This window comes from Kiritimatiellaceae bacterium, from assembly GCA_013141415.1.
Classification (GTDB): Bacteria; Verrucomicrobiota; Kiritimatiellia; order Kiritimatiellales; family Tichowtungiaceae; genus Tichowtungia.
Genome location: JABFQY010000003.1, coordinates 464726 through 482760, shown reverse-complemented (window position 1 = coordinate 482760; position 18035 = coordinate 464726). Strand labels below are relative to the sequence as shown.

The 18035-nt window shown below is 55.1% G+C and carries 16 protein-coding genes; 14 read left to right on the top strand and 2 right to left on the bottom strand.

Features of this window, described 5'->3' with window-relative positions:
• Window positions 1-31: 31 nt before the first annotated feature.
• Window positions 32-1039 (top strand): Fic family protein, encoded by a 1008-nt coding sequence (locus tag HOO88_06250; protein ID NOU36353.1) that lies wholly within the window; start codon window positions 32-34, stop codon window positions 1037-1039.
• 589 nt (window positions 1040-1628) lie between these two features.
• On the opposite strand, the gene HOO88_06245 is transcribed toward HOO88_06250, so the two are convergent.
• On the bottom strand, window positions 1629-2999 hold the full coding sequence (locus HOO88_06245) for a phosphatidylserine/phosphatidylglycerophosphate/cardiolipin synthase family protein (protein ID NOU36352.1): 1371 nt from the start codon (window positions 2997-2999) through the stop codon (window positions 1629-1631).
• A gap of 124 nt (window positions 3000-3123) precedes the next feature.
• On the opposite strand from HOO88_06245, the gene kdpA reads away from it, so the two are divergent.
• The 13 genes from kdpA to HOO88_06180 all read left to right on the top strand — a co-directional run bounded on the left by kdpA (window position 3124) and on the right by HOO88_06180 (window position 16711).
• Complete coding sequence (kdpA, locus tag HOO88_06240; protein NOU36351.1) at window positions 3124-4818, top strand: potassium-transporting ATPase subunit KdpA; 1695 nt, start codon at window positions 3124-3126, stop codon at window positions 4816-4818.
• A gap of 9 nt (window positions 4819-4827) precedes the next feature.
• The gene (kdpB, locus tag HOO88_06235; GenBank protein NOU36350.1) at window positions 4828-6906 is read left to right on the top strand and encodes a potassium-transporting ATPase subunit KdpB; all 2079 of its coding nucleotides are present in this window, start codon (window positions 4828-4830) and stop codon (window positions 6904-6906) included.
• Window positions 6907-6920: 14 nt separating this feature from the next.
• Complete coding sequence (gene kdpC / locus HOO88_06230) at window positions 6921-7487, top strand: potassium-transporting ATPase subunit KdpC (protein NOU36349.1); 567 nt, start codon at window positions 6921-6923, stop codon at window positions 7485-7487.
• Window positions 7488-7527: 40 nt separating this feature from the next.
• A complete protein-coding gene (locus HOO88_06225) occupies window positions 7528-10185 on the top strand; it encodes a sensor histidine kinase KdpD (protein ID NOU36348.1) in 2658 nt (885 codons plus the stop codon).
• The gene (locus tag HOO88_06220) at window positions 10182-10889 is read left to right on the top strand and encodes a response regulator (GenBank protein NOU36347.1); all 708 of its coding nucleotides are present in this window, start codon (window positions 10182-10184) and stop codon (window positions 10887-10889) included. Before HOO88_06225 ends, HOO88_06220 begins: the two co-directional genes overlap by 4 nt.
• Window positions 10890-11226: 337 nt before the next feature.
• Window positions 11227-11343, top strand: a complete 117-nt coding sequence (gene rpmJ / locus HOO88_06215; GenBank protein ID NOU36346.1) for a 50S ribosomal protein L36 — start codon at window positions 11227-11229, stop codon at window positions 11341-11343.
• 20 nt (window positions 11344-11363) lie between these two features.
• Window positions 11364-11780 (top strand): 30S ribosomal protein S13, encoded by a 417-nt coding sequence (rpsM, locus tag HOO88_06210; GenBank protein ID NOU36345.1) that lies wholly within the window; start codon window positions 11364-11366, stop codon window positions 11778-11780.
• A 21-nt stretch (window positions 11781-11801) separates the two neighbouring features.
• Window positions 11802-12311 (top strand): 30S ribosomal protein S11, encoded by a 510-nt coding sequence (gene rpsK, locus HOO88_06205; protein ID NOU36344.1) that lies wholly within the window; start codon window positions 11802-11804, stop codon window positions 12309-12311.
• Between the two features lie 66 nt (window positions 12312-12377).
• On the top strand, window positions 12378-13385 hold the full coding sequence (locus HOO88_06200) for a DNA-directed RNA polymerase subunit alpha (protein ID NOU36343.1): 1008 nt from the start codon (window positions 12378-12380) through the stop codon (window positions 13383-13385).
• 21 nt (window positions 13386-13406) lie between these two features.
• A complete protein-coding gene (gene rplQ, locus HOO88_06195; GenBank protein ID NOU36342.1) occupies window positions 13407-13787 on the top strand; it encodes a 50S ribosomal protein L17 in 381 nt (126 codons plus the stop codon).
• A gap of 103 nt (window positions 13788-13890) precedes the next feature.
• Window positions 13891-14871, top strand: coding sequence for a phosphate acetyltransferase (pta, locus tag HOO88_06190; protein NOU36341.1), 981 nt, complete (start codon window positions 13891-13893; stop codon window positions 14869-14871).
• Between the two features lie 20 nt (window positions 14872-14891).
• Window positions 14892-16100 carry an acetate kinase gene (locus HOO88_06185; protein ID NOU36340.1) on the top strand — a complete coding sequence of 403 codons (1209 nt, stop codon included), beginning with the start codon at window positions 14892-14894 and terminating at the stop codon, window positions 16098-16100.
• Window positions 16097-16711 (top strand): hypothetical protein, encoded by a 615-nt coding sequence (locus HOO88_06180; GenBank protein NOU36339.1) that lies wholly within the window; start codon window positions 16097-16099, stop codon window positions 16709-16711. Before HOO88_06185 ends, HOO88_06180 begins: the two co-directional genes overlap by 4 nt.
• Window positions 16712-16719: 8 nt before the next feature.
• On the opposite strand, the gene HOO88_06175 is transcribed toward HOO88_06180, so the two are convergent.
• Entirely contained in the window at window positions 16720-17997 is a 1278-nt protein-coding gene (locus tag HOO88_06175) for an MFS transporter (protein NOU36338.1), read from the bottom strand.
• Window positions 17998-18035: the final 38 nt, after the last annotated feature.

Below are 18035 nucleotides of genomic sequence, written 5' to 3'. Positions count from 1 at the left end.
CCCATACTTGACCGACGAGTAGAGTCCCTCCATGAGTTATCAGCCGAAGTTTACTATTTCACCGGCGTTACTTTCCCGCGTGGAGTCCATCGCGGCCTTACGCGAACAGATTCAAAGTGCGACGGTACAGGTCTCTTGGATTCCTGCTTTGCAGAAGGATTCACGCGCCCGGAACGCCCATTCTTCCACGGCAATTGAGGGTAACCCGCTCACGCTGGAACAGGTGAGGGCGGTGGAAGCTCAGGAAGAACCGGTACCTGTACCTTCACGTGACCGTCGCGAAGTGCTGAACTATTTCGCCGCGCTTCGCCATATCGAAAAGAATGCGACCAAGAAGAAGCTCACGCACGAGGATCTGTTCCGGCTCCATGCCATCATGGCCGGACAGGTTATGGATCAAGGCGAGGCAGGAACTTATCGTACAATCCGGGTGCGGGTCGGGCCGCACGTTCCGCCGCCGCCGGATGATGTGTCGGGTTTGATGTTTGAATTGCTGGAGTGGTGGAACAAAAACTCGACGGATATGTCGCCGGTGTTGAGCTCCGCCATCTTGCATTACCGTTTTGAAGATATTCATCCTTTTGCCGACGGCAATGGCCGTACCGGCCGGGCTTTGGCTTTATGGGAACTGTATCGGCGGGGTTTTGACTCACACCATATTTTTTCGGTGGATGAATATTACTGGGAAGATCGTCCGCGTTACTACGCGGCATTGCAGGCGGTGCGTCAGCAGGGAGAAGATTTGACCTCGTGGCTGGAATACAACGCCGAAGGATTGCAGCAGACACTGGAACGGGTGTGGCAGCGCATTCAGCAGTTTGCGGCGTCCAAAAGCGCTTCGAAACTGGTGTTGCGACCGAAGCAGGAACAGTTGCTGCACCTGCTCCGGGCGAAGGGCAGCCTCAGTCCGCGCGAAATCTGGGACGGCCTTGGCATTTCCAAACAGGGAGCAATGGATGCGTTGAATCCGCTGATTAAAGCCGGGCTTATTAAACGGGTAGGTACGCCGAAAAACGGACGGTATGTGCTGAAAGGATAATCCTGCTCTGCCGCCGCGAAGCCGCGCAGGTCTTCAACGCCGTCCTGCGCCGGAAGGGATGAGACCGAAAGAAATGAGGGAGGAGAAAAGAATGCACTCCAGGATTCGGCGGCAATCTTTTCCAGTAAACTGTCAGGGGTATTGATATGAAATTGGCTTTAACAACATTCATTGGATTTCTTATTGGCATCTTCGTGGTGTCCGCAATGTTTTTGTCAGGTAATTTTGGGATTTGGGATGATTGCAATGTTGTGATCCGATGCATCCATATACCGGCATGGGTCATGATCTACGCGTGGGTTATGATGAGACTTCCGCCGTACGGGTGTTCAGGGTTTATTCTTATTCCTATCTTTTTTTTCGTACAATGGATTTTGGTTGGCGTTGTTGCGGGAATTATTTGGACTCGGAAATCCAAAAGAAACCCACTTGACCGATAAGTTGACTTATACTTGACCGCAGTCGATCTGGTCTTTTAACGCCGTCTTGCGACGGAAGGGATGAGCAGGCTGAAGCCTGTACTACAAACAGAATTCGCGCACCTTGCGGTGTTCGTAGTCCACGCTTCAGCGTGTTTTCCTGCTAGCCACTACAAATACTGGGAGAGACTGGCGGTGAACGTATCCATCCAGCTGATTTCGCCGGCATCGTGAATTTCGGTTGAAAGTCTCTGTCCGCCTTCGAGCAAGTCCTTTTTAACCTGACAGACAATTGCCGGATTGTCGGTGAAGATATTCAGCTCGTAGTTTTTGTGCAGGCTGAGGTCGTCGAAGTTGGCTGAGCCGAAGCAGGCCCACTGGTCATAGACGGCGGCTTTGACGTGCGTCATCCCCGGATAAACAAAAACGCGTACGCCGTTATCGAGCAGCCGTTTGACGGTCAGTTTGTTGGCGGCGATGCCGATACCGTGGTTGACGTCGCGCGGAATGGTGACGCGAACGTCAACGCCGCGTTTGCGCGCCGCGCAGAGCTGGTAAACGATGGACGAGTTCCACAGGTAAGGATTTTCGAGGTAGATACTCTGTTTGGCGTGTTCGATGGCGCGCAATTGTCCGCGGTAGAGATACGCTTTCATCGGCGTGGTGGGTGTCAGATAAAGTTCGTTGGTTCCGGAATAGTCCGGCGCGTGCGGCTTCGGCAGTTTAAACAGCGTGAAGGTGTCGCCGCTGGCAAGCGTCCATGAGCGCTCAAAGTTGGTTTCGAGTGCGCCGACGACGGGGCCGGAAAGTTCGAACATGGCGTCGCGCCAGTCATAGCGGTATTCGCGGCCGATATTCATGCCGCCGAAATAGGCGATCCGCCGGTCAATGAGAAAATATTTTGAGTGCTCGGAGGTGAGCAACGTATGGCAGGCACGGCGCAGTTCAATACCGGAATCCTTTTCCAGATACCGGATCATGTCATCCACTTCATAAACCGTGTTGGTCGGCAGTGACGGCGCGTTGACGTCCCATGCGTGACGGGTTCCGAATGAGTCGTAGAGAATCCGTACGTTGATTTCATGGCTGCGGGCTTTGAGCAGGTCGGCGGTTTGCTTGGCGACGTCGTCGTTGTCGAAGATGTAGGTTTTCAGATCGATGCGGTTGGTGGCGGTACGGATTGATTCTTCAAACTGCGGAAAAAAGTTTTCGCCGTTGAGCAGCAGTCGGGCGGTGCCTTCAGCCGGTGGGCCGGTTTTTCGCCGGAGCCATTTGGACATCACCGTACGCTTCATTGGCGCCGGTACCGGTTTTACGTCCGGAATATCGTGCAGGCTGAGTAGCGGAAAACTAATGTAGCGCCGCCAGACGGCGGAGGTTTCTTCCGTCCAGAAGGTTTTAACGCGCCAGCCCAGTTCGGCCGTATCGCTGAACGGGCGCTTGGCCACCTGTACGGTGTTGTCATAGGCCAGCTGCCGCCCGGTGGTGGAACATCCGGCACAGAACAGGATGGCGCAGAGGATAGGAAGATAAACTTTCACGGGCGGAGAATAACAGGCGCTAACTTTTTTCCAATGAATCAGGTTGGTTGTTTTAATGTTTTTTTAACATACCGGCGCGGTCTTTTAATTAGGCTGTCTGAGGTCCCACCTTTAATCTTGTGACATGAAAACAACTGAATGGTTGCAGGTGATCGCATTTTTCGGCGCGCTGCTCGCGCTCTCTCCGCTCCTCGGCATCTATCTGTCTAAGGTACTGGATGGTCGCCCGCCGCGTTTCGCGGGTTGGCTGCGTCCGCTGGAGAAGTGGATTTATAAACTCGGCGGCGTGCGCGCGGATGAGGAAATGCCGTGGCAACGCTACTTTTGGGCGGTGCTGATTTTCAACCTCATCGGCCTCGTCACGCTGATGGCACTCCAGATGGCACAGGCGTGGCTACCGCTGAATCCGCAAAAGCTGCCGAATGTCCCGTGGGCGCTGGCGCTTAACACGGCAATCAGTTTTATCACGAACACGAACTGGCAGGCGTATGCAGGCGAAAGCACGATGAGCTATTTCACGCAGATGGTCGGACTGGCGGTGCATAATTTCCTCAGCGCTGCGACCGGCATCGCGGTGCTGGTGGCTCTGGCGCGCGGGCTGAAGCGCGCCTCGGCAAAGACGCTTGGCAGTTTCTGGGTGGACGTTACCCGCGCAACGGTTTATGTGCTGCTGCCGCTGGCGATGCTTCTCGCCGTTGCGCTGACCAGTCAGGGCGTAGTGCAGAATCTCAAGCCCTATGCGAATGCGACCGCGCTGTCAGGCGCAGAGATGGTGATCCCGCTCGGACCTGCGGCATCGCAGATTGCCATCAAGCACATCGGCACAAACGGCGGCGGGTTCTTCGGCCAGAACAGCGCGCATCCGTTCGAAAATCCCACGCCGGTATCTAATTTTCTCGAAATGTTCGGCCTGCTGATCGTTCCGGCTTCGCTGGTTTTTGCGTTCGGTCTGCTGATCGGTGACCGGCGGCACGCGTGGTGTCTTTTCGGCGTGATGCTGGTGCTGCTGGCAGGAAGTGTTGCCGTGGCGTGGTGGGCAGAGTCTCAGCCGAATCCGGTGCTTAGTCAAACCGGCCCGCTGCTTGAAGGGAAAGAGACGAGGTTTGGCGTAATGAACAGCGTGCTGTTTGCCGTTGCGACAACGGGCACCTCCTGCGGCGCGGTCAACGCGATGCACGACAGCTTTATGCCGCTGGCGGGGATGATGCCGCTGTGGAATATCATGCTCGGATGCATCGCCTTCGGCGGCGTTGGCGCCGGGCTCTACGGTATGCTGATGCATGTGCTGATTGCGGTCTTTATCGCCGGGCTGATGGTCGGCCGTACGCCGGAATACCTCGGCAAAAAAATCCAGGCGTGGGAAGCCACCTGGGCGGTAGCGGCGATTCTCATTCCGAACACGCTGATTCTGCTCGGCTCGGCGGTCGCGTGCAACGCGGCGGCCGGGCTGTCGAGCCTGACCAACGGCGGGCCGCACGGCCTGAGCGAAATCTTTTACGCCTTTGCTTCGGCATCGAACAATAACGGCAGCGCTTTCGCAGGGCTCAATGCCAATACGTATTTTTACAATCTCACACTCGGCGCGGCGATGCTGCTGGGCCGCTTCGGCGTGATCTTCGCCGTTCTGGCCATCGCCGGTCATCTGGCCGCCAAGAAAACCGTGCCGGCATCGCCCGGCACCTTTCCGACCAACGGGCTGACGTTTGCCTGCGTACTGCTCGGTGTAATTATGATCATCGGCGCACTGACATTTTTCCCGGCGCTCTGTCTGGGGCCGATCGTCGAGCATGGGTTGATGTTAACGGGCCGCGCATTTTAAGGAGCTGTCATGAGTACAAAAGTAGAAATCCAATACTCCGCACTGGTGCGGCGGGCCGTCCTGGATGCCTTCAAAAAATTGCATCCGCGCGATGAGGTCAAGAATCTGGTCATGCTGGTTGTCTGGGTTGGAGCGATTCTGAGCACGCTGTTCCTGTTCCGCGAATGCTCTTCATTCAATCTGCAAATCTGCCTGTGGCTCTGGTTCACCTGCCTGTTCGCCAATTTCGCCGAAGCAATGGCAGAAGGCCGCGGAAAGGCGCACGCCGATGCACTGCGCAAGATGCGAACCAAAACGCTGGCGCGTAAGCTGGTCGGCGGCAAAGAGGTTGCCGCAGCCGGGCCGGATTTAAAAATCGGCGATTTATTCGTCTGCGAGACCGGCGATATACTTCCGGCCGACGGTGAGATTGTCGAAGGCATCGCCACGGTGGATGAATCAGCGATCACAGGCGAATCCGCGCCGGTGATCCGCGAGAGCGGCGGCGATCGCAGCGCCGTCACCGGCGGCACACGGGTTATCAGCGACCGCATCGTTGTGCGTGTCACGGCTGAAGCGGGACACTCCTTTCTCGACCGGATGATCTCGATGATCGAGGGCGCGCGACGGCAGAAGACGCCGAACGAAATCGCGCTGAACATCGTACTGGTCAGCCTGACCGCGTTGTTCATTCTGGTGGTTCTGACGCTTCCGGTTTATGCCCGCTACAACGAGGCCTCCGCCGGACAAAAAGATGTCGTGCTCACAACCCTGCCGGTGCTGATGGCACTGATCGTCTGCCTGATTCCCACGACCATCGGCGGACTGCTCAGCGCCATCGGCATTGCCGGTATCGACCGGCTGATGCGCCGCAATGTACTCGCCACCAGCGGACGCGCCGTCGAAGCCGCCGGTGATGTGGATGTGTTGCTGCTCGACAAAACCGGCACCATCACGCTGGGTAACCGGATGGCGACAGAATTCATTCCGGCTCCCGGCGTCAAAATTGAGGAGGTCGCTGACGCCGCGCAACTTTCCTCTCTGGCTGACGAAACGCCGGAGGGCCGTTCCATCGTCGTGCTGGCCAAGGAAAAATACGGGTTGCGCGGACGCGAAGTTGCCGAGCCGCATGCGCGGTTTATTCCGTTCACGGCACAGACGCGCATGAGCGGTTTGGACTTGGATGCGGAAACCGGTGCCGCGCCGCGCCGCATCCGGAAAGGTGCCGCCGAGGCGGTGCGCCGTTTCGTCGAAGAGCAGGGCGGGCTCTATCCGAAGGCCGTCGAGGAAGCGGTGAATGAGGTTTCCCGCGCGGGCGGTACGCCGCTGGTCGTGGTCGAAGGAGCTCGCGTACTCGGCGTCATCCGCCTCAAGGATGTCGTCAAGGGCGGCATCCGCGAACGCTTTGCCCAGTTGCGCAAGATGGGCGTGCGCACGGTGATGATCACCGGCGACAATCCGCTCACCGCCGCCGCCATTGCCGCCGAGGCGGGCGTGGATGACTTTATTGCCGAAGCTACACCGGAAGACAAACTGGCGCGCATCCGTCAGGAACAATCTGACGGACGGCTTATCGCCATGATCGGTGATGGCACGAACGACGCTCCCGCGCTGGCGCAGGCCGATGTCGGCGTTGCGATGAACACCGGCACGCAGGCCGCACGGGAAGCCGGCAACATGGTGGATCTCGACAGCAATCCGACCAAACTCATCGAGGTGGTCGAGATCGGCAAACAGCTGTTGATAACGCGCGGCGCGCTGACAACTTTCAGCATCTCCAACGACGTCTCCAAATATTTCGCCATCCTGCCTGCGATGTTCAGCCTGCTCTACGCCGCCAGCCCCGGCGGTCACGGCCCGCTTGAGAAGCTGAACATCATGCACCTGCATTCGCCGGAAAGCGCGATTCTGAGCGCGGTGATTTTCAACGCGCTGATTATTGTCGCGCTGATTCCGCTGTCGCTGCGCGGCGTGAAATATACGCCGATCGGCGCTGCGGCCATTCTGCGCAAGAACATGCTGATCTACGGCGCGGGCGGAATCATTGTGCCGTTCATTTTCATCAAACTGCTCGACCTCTTCCTGGTCGCCACGCACTTCGCGAAATAAGAAAGGATCACACTATGCTCAAACTCATCTTTCAATCGCTGCGGCTGACACTCGTTTTTACCGTACTGACTGGTCTGCTTTATCCGCTCGCCGTCACGGGCGTGGCGCAACTTGCCTTCCGTGACAAGGCCAACGGCAGTCTGATCGAGCGCGACGGGAAAATGATCGGCTCCGAATTACTCGCTCAGCCGTTCACGGACGCCAGATATTTCTGGCCGCGGCCTTCTGCCGGCGGTTACGCAGCCGTACCTTCGGGCGCCAGCAACCTCGGCCCGACCAGCGCCGCACTGCAATCCAATGTCGTCGCCAACGCCAAGGCGTTTCGCGATGCGCACCATCTGGCCGCTGATGTGCCGGTGCCGTCCGATATGGTCTTCACGTCTGCTAGCGGCCTTGATCCGCACATCAGCCCCGCAGCGGCACGGATACAGATTTCCCGTGTCGCCGCCGCGCGCGGTATTCCGGCGGACACGGTGCTGGCGCTGGTAGAAAGATCTATTGAACTGCCGCAGCTCGGTTTCCTCGGCGAGCCGCGGGTGAATGTTTTGATGCTGAATCTGGCGCTCAATCAGCAGCAATAGAAAATGTGGCGAAACAACTCTGTTATGATAGGCTCAAACCATGACCGACCTGCAACGACCTGATCCGGACGCGCTGCTCGCGGAAATTCAGCGGGAATCTCAGGCGGCGCAACGCGGACGGCTTAAAATATTTGTGGGAATGTGCGCAGGCGCCGGCAAGACCTACGCCATGCTTCAGGCCGCCCAGCAACAGAAGCAGGCGGGGATTGATGTCGTTATCGGCCTTGTGGAGACTCATGGGCGGACTGAAACCGAGGCGTTGCTTGCGGGGCTTGAAATTCTGCCGCGCAAAAAGGTTCCGCATAAAAGTATCGTGCTGGAGGAGATGGATATTGATGCCTTGCTGGCGCGTCGTCCTGCCGTTGTTTTAGTCGATGAATTGGCGCATACCAATGCACCGGGCAGCCGTCACCTTAAGCGTTATCAGGATGTTCTGGAACTGCTGGATGAAGGCATCTCAGTTTTTACCACCGTCAATATTCAGCACATCGAAAGCCGCGTGGATGTCGTTCAGCAGATCACCGGCATTTCGGTGAAAGAAACGGTGCCGGATTCGGCGTTCGACCGGGCGGATGAAGTCCAGTTGATTGACATTTCGCCTGAACAGCTCCGTAAGCGTCTGGCCGAGGGTCGGGTGTACATGGGAGAACGCGCGGCGACTGCCTCTAATAATTTTTTCCGCGAAGGCAATTTGATTGCCTTGCGTGAAATGGCGCTGCGCTATACCGCCGAACGTGTGGATCGGCAGGTGCGTGATTTTATGCGTGAGCGCGACATCGGCGGACCTTGGAAATCTTCAGAACGGTTGCTCGTAGGGGTCGGCCCCAGCCCGTACTCCGCCAGCCTTGTCCGCTGGACGCGCCGGATTGCCGCAGCTCAAGATGCTTCCTGGATTGCTGTCTTTATTGATACAGGTCTTGTTCTGTCGGAAGAGGAGAAGAACCGGGTTACAAAAAATCTCGCGCTGGCGCGTGAGCTGGGGGCGGAGGTCGAGACCCTCAGCGATCCGCACGTTGGTATCGCCATGCTGCGTCTTGCCCGGGAACATAACGTGAGCCAGATTATCGTCGGTAAACCGCAGGAGCCTTTGTGGCGGAGGCTGTTTCACGGCGGCGATCTGGTGGACTATCTTCTGCGTCATGCCGGAGACATTGATCTCTATATTGTTCGTCCGGAGAAAAACTCCGATCAACCCGGACCTGCACGACGGCTTCGTCCAGTTCTGCATGCGCGGGAATTCCTGACTGCCGCAATGATTCTGACTGCGGTTACCGCGACCGGGTGGGTCGCACTGCCGTTGGCGGGCTATTGGTCCGTATCGCTGTTTTATCTTTGCGCCGTGATTATTTCCGCAGTTTTTCTCGGTCGCGGTGCCGTTCTGTTCATGGCGGGACTCAGTGCGCTATGCTGGAATTTTCTCTTTGTTCCGCCGATCTTCACTTTCAATATCCAGACATTTCATGACGCGATGATGTTTTTCACGCTGTTGATCGTGGGGCTGGTTTCCGGGCATCTCACGAGCCGCCTGCGCGAGCGGGAACGGGCGGGTCGGGAACGGCAACTTCGCACCGAGGCTCTGCTTCAGCTGACCGAATATTGCACGCTGGAAGAATCGCTCGAAAATGGTCTCCGAGCCGCTCTGCGTCAGGTCGACGGTCTCTTTGGCTCGACGACGGTTCTTCATCTTAGGGATAAAAACCGCAGCTTATCCAGACAGCCGGATCCGGTAAGCTCCTGGATTCCGACCGAAAAAGAGTACGGCGTTGCGCTGTGGACGTATGACCATCGGCAGGCGACAGGCAAGGGGACGGATACGCTGCCGCAGGCGGAGGGAATCTTTCTGCCGCTGCAAACGCGCACTTCCGTCATGGGGGTATTGGGGTTGCGGCTGCCGGACAGTAAACTCCTGACTTTGCCGGAGCGGGAACTGCTGGAAGCGTTTGCCGCTCAGATCGGTCTGGCACTGGAGAAGGAGCATTTTCGTGACGCTTTCCAACGCGCTGAGCTGATTCAGCAGTCTGAGAAGCTGCGCAAAACGCTACTTGATAATGTGTCGCATGAACTGAAAACACCGGTGGCGATTATTCGTACGGCGTTGTCCAACGCAAAACAGCAACAGGCATCCTCTGCCGTGAATGCCATGCTCGGAGAAATTGAAGAAGCTTCGATCCGTCTTGAACGTGTTGTTGCTCTTCTGGTGGATTCTGCCCGCATTGAAACCGGAATGGTACAGCCACGGCCCGAATGGTGTGAAGTTGGTGAGATACTGATGCTTGCACAGCAAAACTGCGGGGCATGTCTTTCCGGACATTCCTTGAATACAGACATTGCAGAAGACATTTCCTATGTCAGAACGGACGCCAACCTGTGCGCACAAGCTATCAGCCACCTGCTCACCAACGCTGCTGTCCATACTCCTGCCGGCACCGCAATCGAACTGTCTGCCGCTATTCACAACAACAGCCTTGTGATCCGGGTAATGGATCGAGGCCCCGGACTGACTGATACCGTTCGTATCTTTGAAAAATTTCATCGCGGCTCGCCCGGCAAAACCGGCGGACTTGGTCTGGGGCTGTCTATCAGTCGCGGTCTGCTTCATGCATTGAAAGGGGATGTTGAGGCGCGTAACCGTGATCACGGTGGGGCCGAATTCATCATCCGCATACCGGTTGAAACCAGAAAGGACATGAAGGAATGAAACACTCGGCTTCCGCTCAGCCCGTTACGCTGATTATTGATGATGAGCCTCAAATACGCCGACTTCTCCGCCTTGTACTTGAAGGTGCGGGCTATAAGGTGATTGAAGCGGAAAACGGTAATCTCGGTCTGCAGACCGCCGCACACCAGCACCCCGATCTTATCATCTTGGATCTTGGCTTGCCCGATCTGGATGGCATCGCAGTCTTGAAACGTCTGAGAGAATGGTCATCCACACCCGTTTTAATTCTTTCCGTCCGCGAAACGCCTGATGATAAAATCGCCGCGCTGGATTGCGGTGCCGATGACTTTGTAACCAAACCTTTTGAAGCCGGCGAAGTACTGGCCCGGCTTCGGGCTCTTCAGCGCCGGGCTCATGCCGGCGCGGAATCGCCGGTGCTGTCACTGGGAAAACTTTGTGTTGATTTGGCAGCCCATGAAGCACAGTACGCTGGGAAGACGATTTCTTTGACGCCTACCGAATTTTCATTGCTGGGTATATTGGCGCGTTATGCGGGCCGGGTTGTGACTCAGCGGCAGTTGTTGCGCGATGTATGGGGGCCGCAAGCCGAAGACAGGGCTCAGTACACGCGTGTTTACATGACGCACCTGCGCAAAAAACTGACTCAGGCGGGATGCGAACCCGACACCATTATCACCGAGCAGGGTATTGGTTACCGCCTGAGCGTGCCCGCAAATCTGTAGCACAATTGGTTGCCGGGTACGGTGCCGATGGCCGGAAAACAAAGCGAACATCCCAAGCTCAAATTTTCTGGAAATGAAGCTTGTACGTGAAAGACCGGTCTGTATGATGAGCCGCTCTTAAAAATGGACGAATGTGAGACTATTTTACTGGACGCTCAGTTGGAGGCCGTGATAGATAGTCACGCTTTTCGCGCAGTACTAGGTAATGGACACCGGTTTACGGCTTACATTGCGACGGAAGACTGGGAGAGAAAAGGGCCGGAAACGGGCGGTTTTGTGAAGGTGGAAATGTCGCCTTACAGTATGAATGTCGGGCGGATAATTATTTAGGTGAACTATGAAGGTTAAGGCATCAGTTAAAAAGATCAGCGCTGACGACAAGATTGTGCGTCGTAAAGGGCGCGTTTATGTAATCAACAAACGCAACCCGCGTCACAAACAGCGTCAGGGTTAATTTTAAGGAGCAAGTTTTATATGCCTCGTATACTTGGTGTTGATATTCCCGGAAAAAAGCGTCTCGAATACGCTTTAACTTACGTTTACGGCCTCGGCCTGACCACTTCCCGCGAAGTGATTGCTAAAGCCGGTCTGGATCCCGCTAAGAAAGCGGATGATTTGACCGACGAAGATATTACCAAACTGACCGCTGCGGTTCGCGCCGACTACACGATCGAAGGCGACCTTCGCCGTGAAATCGGACAGAATATCCGCCGTCTGATTTCGATCAACTCCTATCGTGGCACCCGCCACCGCCGCGGCCTGCCGGTTCGCGGCCAGCGTACCAAGACCAATGCCCGTACCCGTAAAGGTGCCCGCCGCACGGTTGGCGCAGTTCGCGGTAAAGACGCCCGTTCAGCCGCCAAAGTGACGGCTCCCGCTCCGAAAAAATAATTTAACCGAGGAAATCGATTCATGGCTGAAGAAACCAAACCTGTAGAAGAAACTATCGAAACGGCAGCACCCGCCGTTGCGGAAGAAACTAAAAAGCCGAGACAGAAAGATATTTTTGCTCAGATTGAAGAAGCTCCTGCGGCCGATGACGGCAAACCGAAGCGCCGCATGAAGGGCGCCAAGAACGTGCCGTACGGTATCGTCTTCATCAAAACCACTTTTAACAACTGCATCGTGTCGATTACCGACATGCGCGGGCAGGTGATTTCCTGGAGCAGCGCCGGACGCTGTGCGTTCAAAGGTTCGCGTAAGAGTACGGCTTTTGCCGCCACCACGGTGGCTCAGGAAGCTGCACGCGCCGCGATGGCTCACGGAATGAATGAAGTCGAAGTCCGGGTGCAGGGACCGGGCGCAGGCCGCGAGTCGGCTGTGCGTGCGATTCAGGCTGCAGGACTTCGCGTTTCAGCAATTAAAGATACCACGCCGGTTCCGCATAACGGCTGCCGCCCGAGAAAACAGCGGCGCGTTTAAGCGAAATCAGCAAAGACAACTAAACCATATGAGCCGGTTAATGCCCGGTTCTGGGAGAAAAAGACAATGCCAATCAGATTAGGTCGTTTCGAAATGCCCAAGCGGGTCGTCAAAGACGAAACCGCATCCACCGCAACCTACGGCAAATTTGTTGCCGAACCGTTTGAAGCCGGCTATGGCCGAACCATCGGTAACTCCATGCGCCGCGTACTGCTTTCCTCGCTGGAAGGCACCGCAATTTCATCCGTCAAAATTCAGGGTGCTGCACACGAATTCTGTAACCTTCCCGGTGTTGTGGAAGATGTCACCGACATCGTTCTCAACCTGAAAAAAGTTCTGCTGAAGTCCTACACTCGCGAACCCCAGCGCCTGAAAATCAGCGTTAAAGGTCCGGGCGAAGTGACCGCTGGCGACATTCAGTGCAATGACAGCGTTCAGGTTCTGAACCCTGACCATCACATTGCCACACTGGACACCAATGGAAAATTTGAAGTCGAAATCGAAACCCGCGTCGGTCGCGGCTACTGCCCGGCTGAAGGCAATAAGAAGGACGAACAGGAAATCGGTGTGATTCCGATCGACTCGCTCTTTTCCCCGGTTTCCCGCGTGAAGTACGATGTCGGTTCCTGCCGCGTCGGCCGCCGCACCGACTACGACCAGCTCGTTATCGAGATTTGGACCGATGGACGTGTGACTCCGGACGATGCACTCACTATGTCCGCCGCGATCCTGCGCCATCACCTCGACATCTTCGTCAGCTATGACAAAGACCTGATCGAGTTCGAAGCCAGCGAAAAACAGATTGATATCGAAAAAGAAGATCTGCGCCGCAAACTCAATATCAGTGTGAACGAAATTGAACTGAGCGTTCGTGCCGCCAACTGTCTCAACAACGCCAACATCACGACGGTCGGCGAACTGGCACAGAAGACGGAAGCCGAAATGCTCAAGTATCGCAACTTCGGTAAAAAGTCGCTGAATGAGATCAAGCAGAAGATTGTAGATATGGGCCTGTCACTCGGCATGACATTTGACGCCGACCTGCTCAAGCCGCCCGCCAAAGATATTGAATAGTTTATAAACCGAGGATTTATCATGAGACATCTTAAGAAAACAGTGAAGCTGGGCCGCACCGGCGCCCATCGCGACTCGATGCTGGCTAATCAGGTGTGCAGTCTGATTGTCGAGAGCCGAATCAAAACTACCCTTGCTAAAGCCAAAGCGACCCGTTCTCTGGCCGAAAAAATGGTAACGCTTGGTAAGGCAGGCACACTGGCTGCCCGCCGTCAGGCGCTCGCTACGATCAAACAGCCCGAACAGGTTAAGGCGTTGTTTGAAAAGATCGCCCCCGGCTTTGCCGGTCGCGCTGGCGGTTATACACGGATTACCAAACTCGGTCCGCGGATGAGCGATGCGTCTGAGATGGTTATTCTGGAATGGGTGGAAGCTTCTGAACCGGCCGAAAGTAAAAAGTAAGTTCAGCAGGAGAATCCCTATGAAAAAAGCCTCTTAAGCAAACGCTTAGGAGGCTTTTTAATTTCATTCAGCAGATTTTTATTTAATGGAAAGGATTCAGAAAATGAGTCGCAGTGAGTTTATTCAGACGGTGATTAATAAGGCGAAAGCAAACCAGCGCACCATCGTTCTCCCGGAAGGGGCGGATGAACGGGTGACGACTGCGGCCAATATGATTGCCGATGAGGGAATTGCAAAGGTGATTGTGCTGGGCGATGAAAAAGCCGCGGCTCGCGTCAGCGCAGGCATAACGGTTATCAATCCGCAAACTTCCGATAAGCTGGAAGGCTACGCTGCTGCTTTTTATGAAATCCGCAAGAGCAAAGGAATCACGTTGGATCAGGCGCGAGAAACCGTCAAGGACGTCAACTATTTCGGTATGATGATGGTGCAGAACGGTGAGGCCGATGGGCTGGTTTCCGGCGCGGCTCATTCAACCGCCGACACCGTCCGGCCTGCGCTTCAGATCATTAAGTCTGCGGAAAAGGGCGAAATTATTTCGAGCGTATTTTTCATGTGTGTGAATAACGTTCCTTATATTTTCTCGGACTGCGGTCTGGTCGAAAATCCGGATGCCGCTCAGCTGGCACAGATTGCAGTGCAAAGCGCAAAGACCGCTTTGCAATTCGGTGTTCCCGCTAACGTCGCACTGCTTTCCTATTCCACCAAAGGTTCAGCTTCCAGCCCGCTGGTTGACAAAGTGATCGAAGCCACCGTCAAAGCCAAAGAACTGCTGGCGGCCAAACTTCCCGGCGCGCCGGTTAAACTCGACGGCGAATTGCAGGTCGATGCGGCAATTGTCCCAAAGGTTGCCAAAAGCAAAGCCCCGCAGAGTGAACTGGCTGGCGAGGCGCGTGTGCTGATTTTTCCTGACCTCAACGCCGGTAATATGGCTTACAAGCTGGTGCAGCGCCTCGGCGGAGCCGAAGCCTACGGTCCGGTTCTCCAAGGTTTGAAAAAACCGGTGAATGATTTGTCGCGCGGATGCAGTGCTGAAGATATTGTCGGTGTTGTAGCCATCACGGCGGTTCAGTCTCTCAAATAACAAACGCGAACAGGTAGCAAATGAAAATTCTAGTCATTAATTCAGGCTCATCCTCTATCAAATATAAACTCTACGAGTCTGTCGGCACTGACCATGACTTTGCCGTACTGGCGCAGGGCGGGGCGGAGCGCATCGGTATTTCCGGCTCCAGCGTGGATTGCAAAAAACCAGGCTGTGAAAAAGAGCATCAGTATCTGGATCTGCCCGATCACAAAAAGGCGATCAATGCCATTTTCCAGTTGCTGACGGATGCTGAAAAAGGTGTGTTAAAAAGTTTGAGCGAGTTGTCCGGCGTCGGGCACCGGGTGGTGCATGGCGGTGAAGATTTCACCGGCTCTGTTCTGATCACCGGCGATGTTGTTTCCGCGATCCGTAAAAATTCCGTGCTGGCACCGTTGCACAATCCGCCGAATCTGATGGGCATCCAGGCCATTTATGAGCTGTATCCCGACATGCCTCAAATCGCGGTGTTCGACACGGCCATTCATCAAACTATGCCGCCCAAAGCCTATTTATACGGACTGCCGAAGGATCAGTACACCGTCCATAAAATACGCCGTTACGGATTTCACGGCACCTCGCACGGTTATGTTGCCAAACAGGCGGCGAAAGAACTGAAGCGTCCGATTGAAAAGCTGAAGATTATAACCTGCCATCTTGGTAACGGCGGATCCATCGCTGCGTTCGACGGCGGAAAATCGGTGGACACCTCCATGGGTCTCACACCGCTGGCCGGGATTCTGATGGGCACTCGATCCGGTGATCTCGATCCCTACATTCCTTTGCACCTTATGGAAACTCAGGGGCTCAGCGCTGAGCAGGTCAGCGCCATGATGAACAAGCAGGGCGGGCTGCTGGGTCTTTGCGGGCAGCGCGACATGCGTGATGTGATTGACGGGTGCGAGAAAGGCTACGAAGGCTGTATCGAAGCACTTGATATTTTTGTGTACGCCATTCAAAAGTACATCGGTGCTTACGCCGCTGTGATGAACGGCGTGAACGCGATCGTTTTTACAGCTGGCATCGGAGAAAATGTTCCGCAGGTTCGCGAGAAGGTTCTGGAAAACTTCGGCTACCTCGGCCTCAAGCTCGATAAGCGCGCCAACAAGGTTCACAAAACCGTTATCACCTCGAAAATCTCCAAGGTGAAGGCATTGGTTATTCACACTGACGAAGAGAAGGTGATCGCCTCCGACACCTTCGAAATTCTCAAAGCGAAAAAGAAATGACAGGGAAAGCGTCAACCGCCTACGTCTGGTTTGATACCGAGTTTACGTCGCTTGAACTCGACGAGGCGCAGTTGCTGCAGGTCGCCGTTATGCTGACGGATAAAGACCTCAAACGCATTACGCCGCCGGAAGAGGATCTGAATTTCCACGTCCGGCTTTCCGAAACCGTTCCACTCAGCCCGTGGGTGGAAAAAAATCTTCCGGAGCTTGTGAAAAAATGCCGGTCAAACGCTGCTGTGCCGGTTGAAGAAATTGATTCAAAACTGACCGCCTTTGTTGACCGCTGGTGCGGCACGCCGACCAAAACCATCCAGAAGCGTCCGCTTATGGCTGGCAACAGTGTTCATACCGACTGGATACTCGCCCGGAAATTTCTGCCGGTATTCACTTCACGGCTGCACTATCGCCTGCTGGACGTTTCCGCGCTGAAAATCCAGTGGCTTGATTTGACGGAAGGTGAGGAGTTTCAGAAGGACGATTTGAAAACCGTCAAAAAATATTTCCCGGAAGCGGATCTGCGCCGCCTGCGCCAGCACGACGCCTATTTCGATATCGTAGCTTCTGCCGCCGAACTCGCCTATTATCGCTCTCACATGCACCTCACAGCATAATTTTCAGCTCAGTTGTTTTGAGGTATCCACTGACTGCGTATCTGCCGGATGGTCGGCACGAGCCCCAGTGTTACAGCCATCAGAGCCGTCATCGCTAAAAAGCCGATGAAGAGTATGTCGTAGGCGCTCATTGACTTTCCGAAAAGTATCCAGGAGTCGGGAAGCAATTTTATTTTTAGAAGGTGTCCGTTCAAAAAACCGGCCAAGGAGGCGCCTGCTGCCGCAAGTGTCATGTTGAATCCGGTTGAGAGCGATTTGTTTTTGGACGGGATCAGCGCCAGCAGTTCTGATGTGCCGGCAATACCGACAGCACCTTGTGTCGCCCCGCATAATAATAAAATCGTCCCGATTGTCGGGATCATTGCCAAGGGTGAAAAGTTGCGCAGCAAAATCCCGGTTAGCGAGAGGGCAAGACCGATATGACCCGCGAGGAAAACGGGTTTTGTTCCGAAGTGGTCGACAATTTTTCCGCCGATAAAAAATCCGGCGATCGTGCCGATGGAAAGCAGGTTTCCCATCATGATCAGCTGGCTGTCACTGAACCCAAGGACTTCCTTTTCCAGCAGCCCGAAAAGACCCGCTACGCCGTTGATAAATGCCAGCAGAAATCCGTAAATGCAGAATCGCGTGTAGTCCTGTATTTTCAGCAATGATCCGGCGGTCTGAAGGAACCCTTCGCGATGCGGGTTGACCGGTTCCAGTTCCGGTATTTGTGAGTAAAAGGCCAATCGCACAATCATGAGGATGCCTGTCGCCGCCAGTAGAAACTGGAAAATGTATAACTCTGGGTTGTGGCGCAATAGAACAGTCAGTCCCAATGAAAAAAGAATGGAGGTGGTCTGCCAGGACATTCGCATTTGTCCAAACCATCTTCCGCGGATTCCTTCTGGGACAAGTGGACTCAGTAGTGCAAACCAGCTGGCTCCATTGGCCGCGTTGCCGACGGAAAAAATCAGGATGCCTGCCGTCAGCCACCACAGAGCATCGTGTGAAGTAAAAGCGGCCAGCGGAAGCATGAAAAAACCGATGATAGAAACCGCAAGACCGGTGCCGCCGATTTTCTTTTTACCGGAACGGTCTGATGTCCAGGCGAAGGGCAGGGTCAGCGCCATATTGATCAGCGGCAGTAGTGCAAAAAGAAACAGGATGCGGTAGGAGGGGACGCCCAGCCGTAGGAAATAGGCCAGCATGAACCCGTTGCCGAAAAGAAGCGGACCAAGCAGTCCGGCGCACTGTCCGATTGTAATGTTACGCAGGGCCTTTCTTATTTCCGGCGGGTAACTCATAAACCGCGCATTATAGAAGCGGCAGGCCTTTCAGCAAG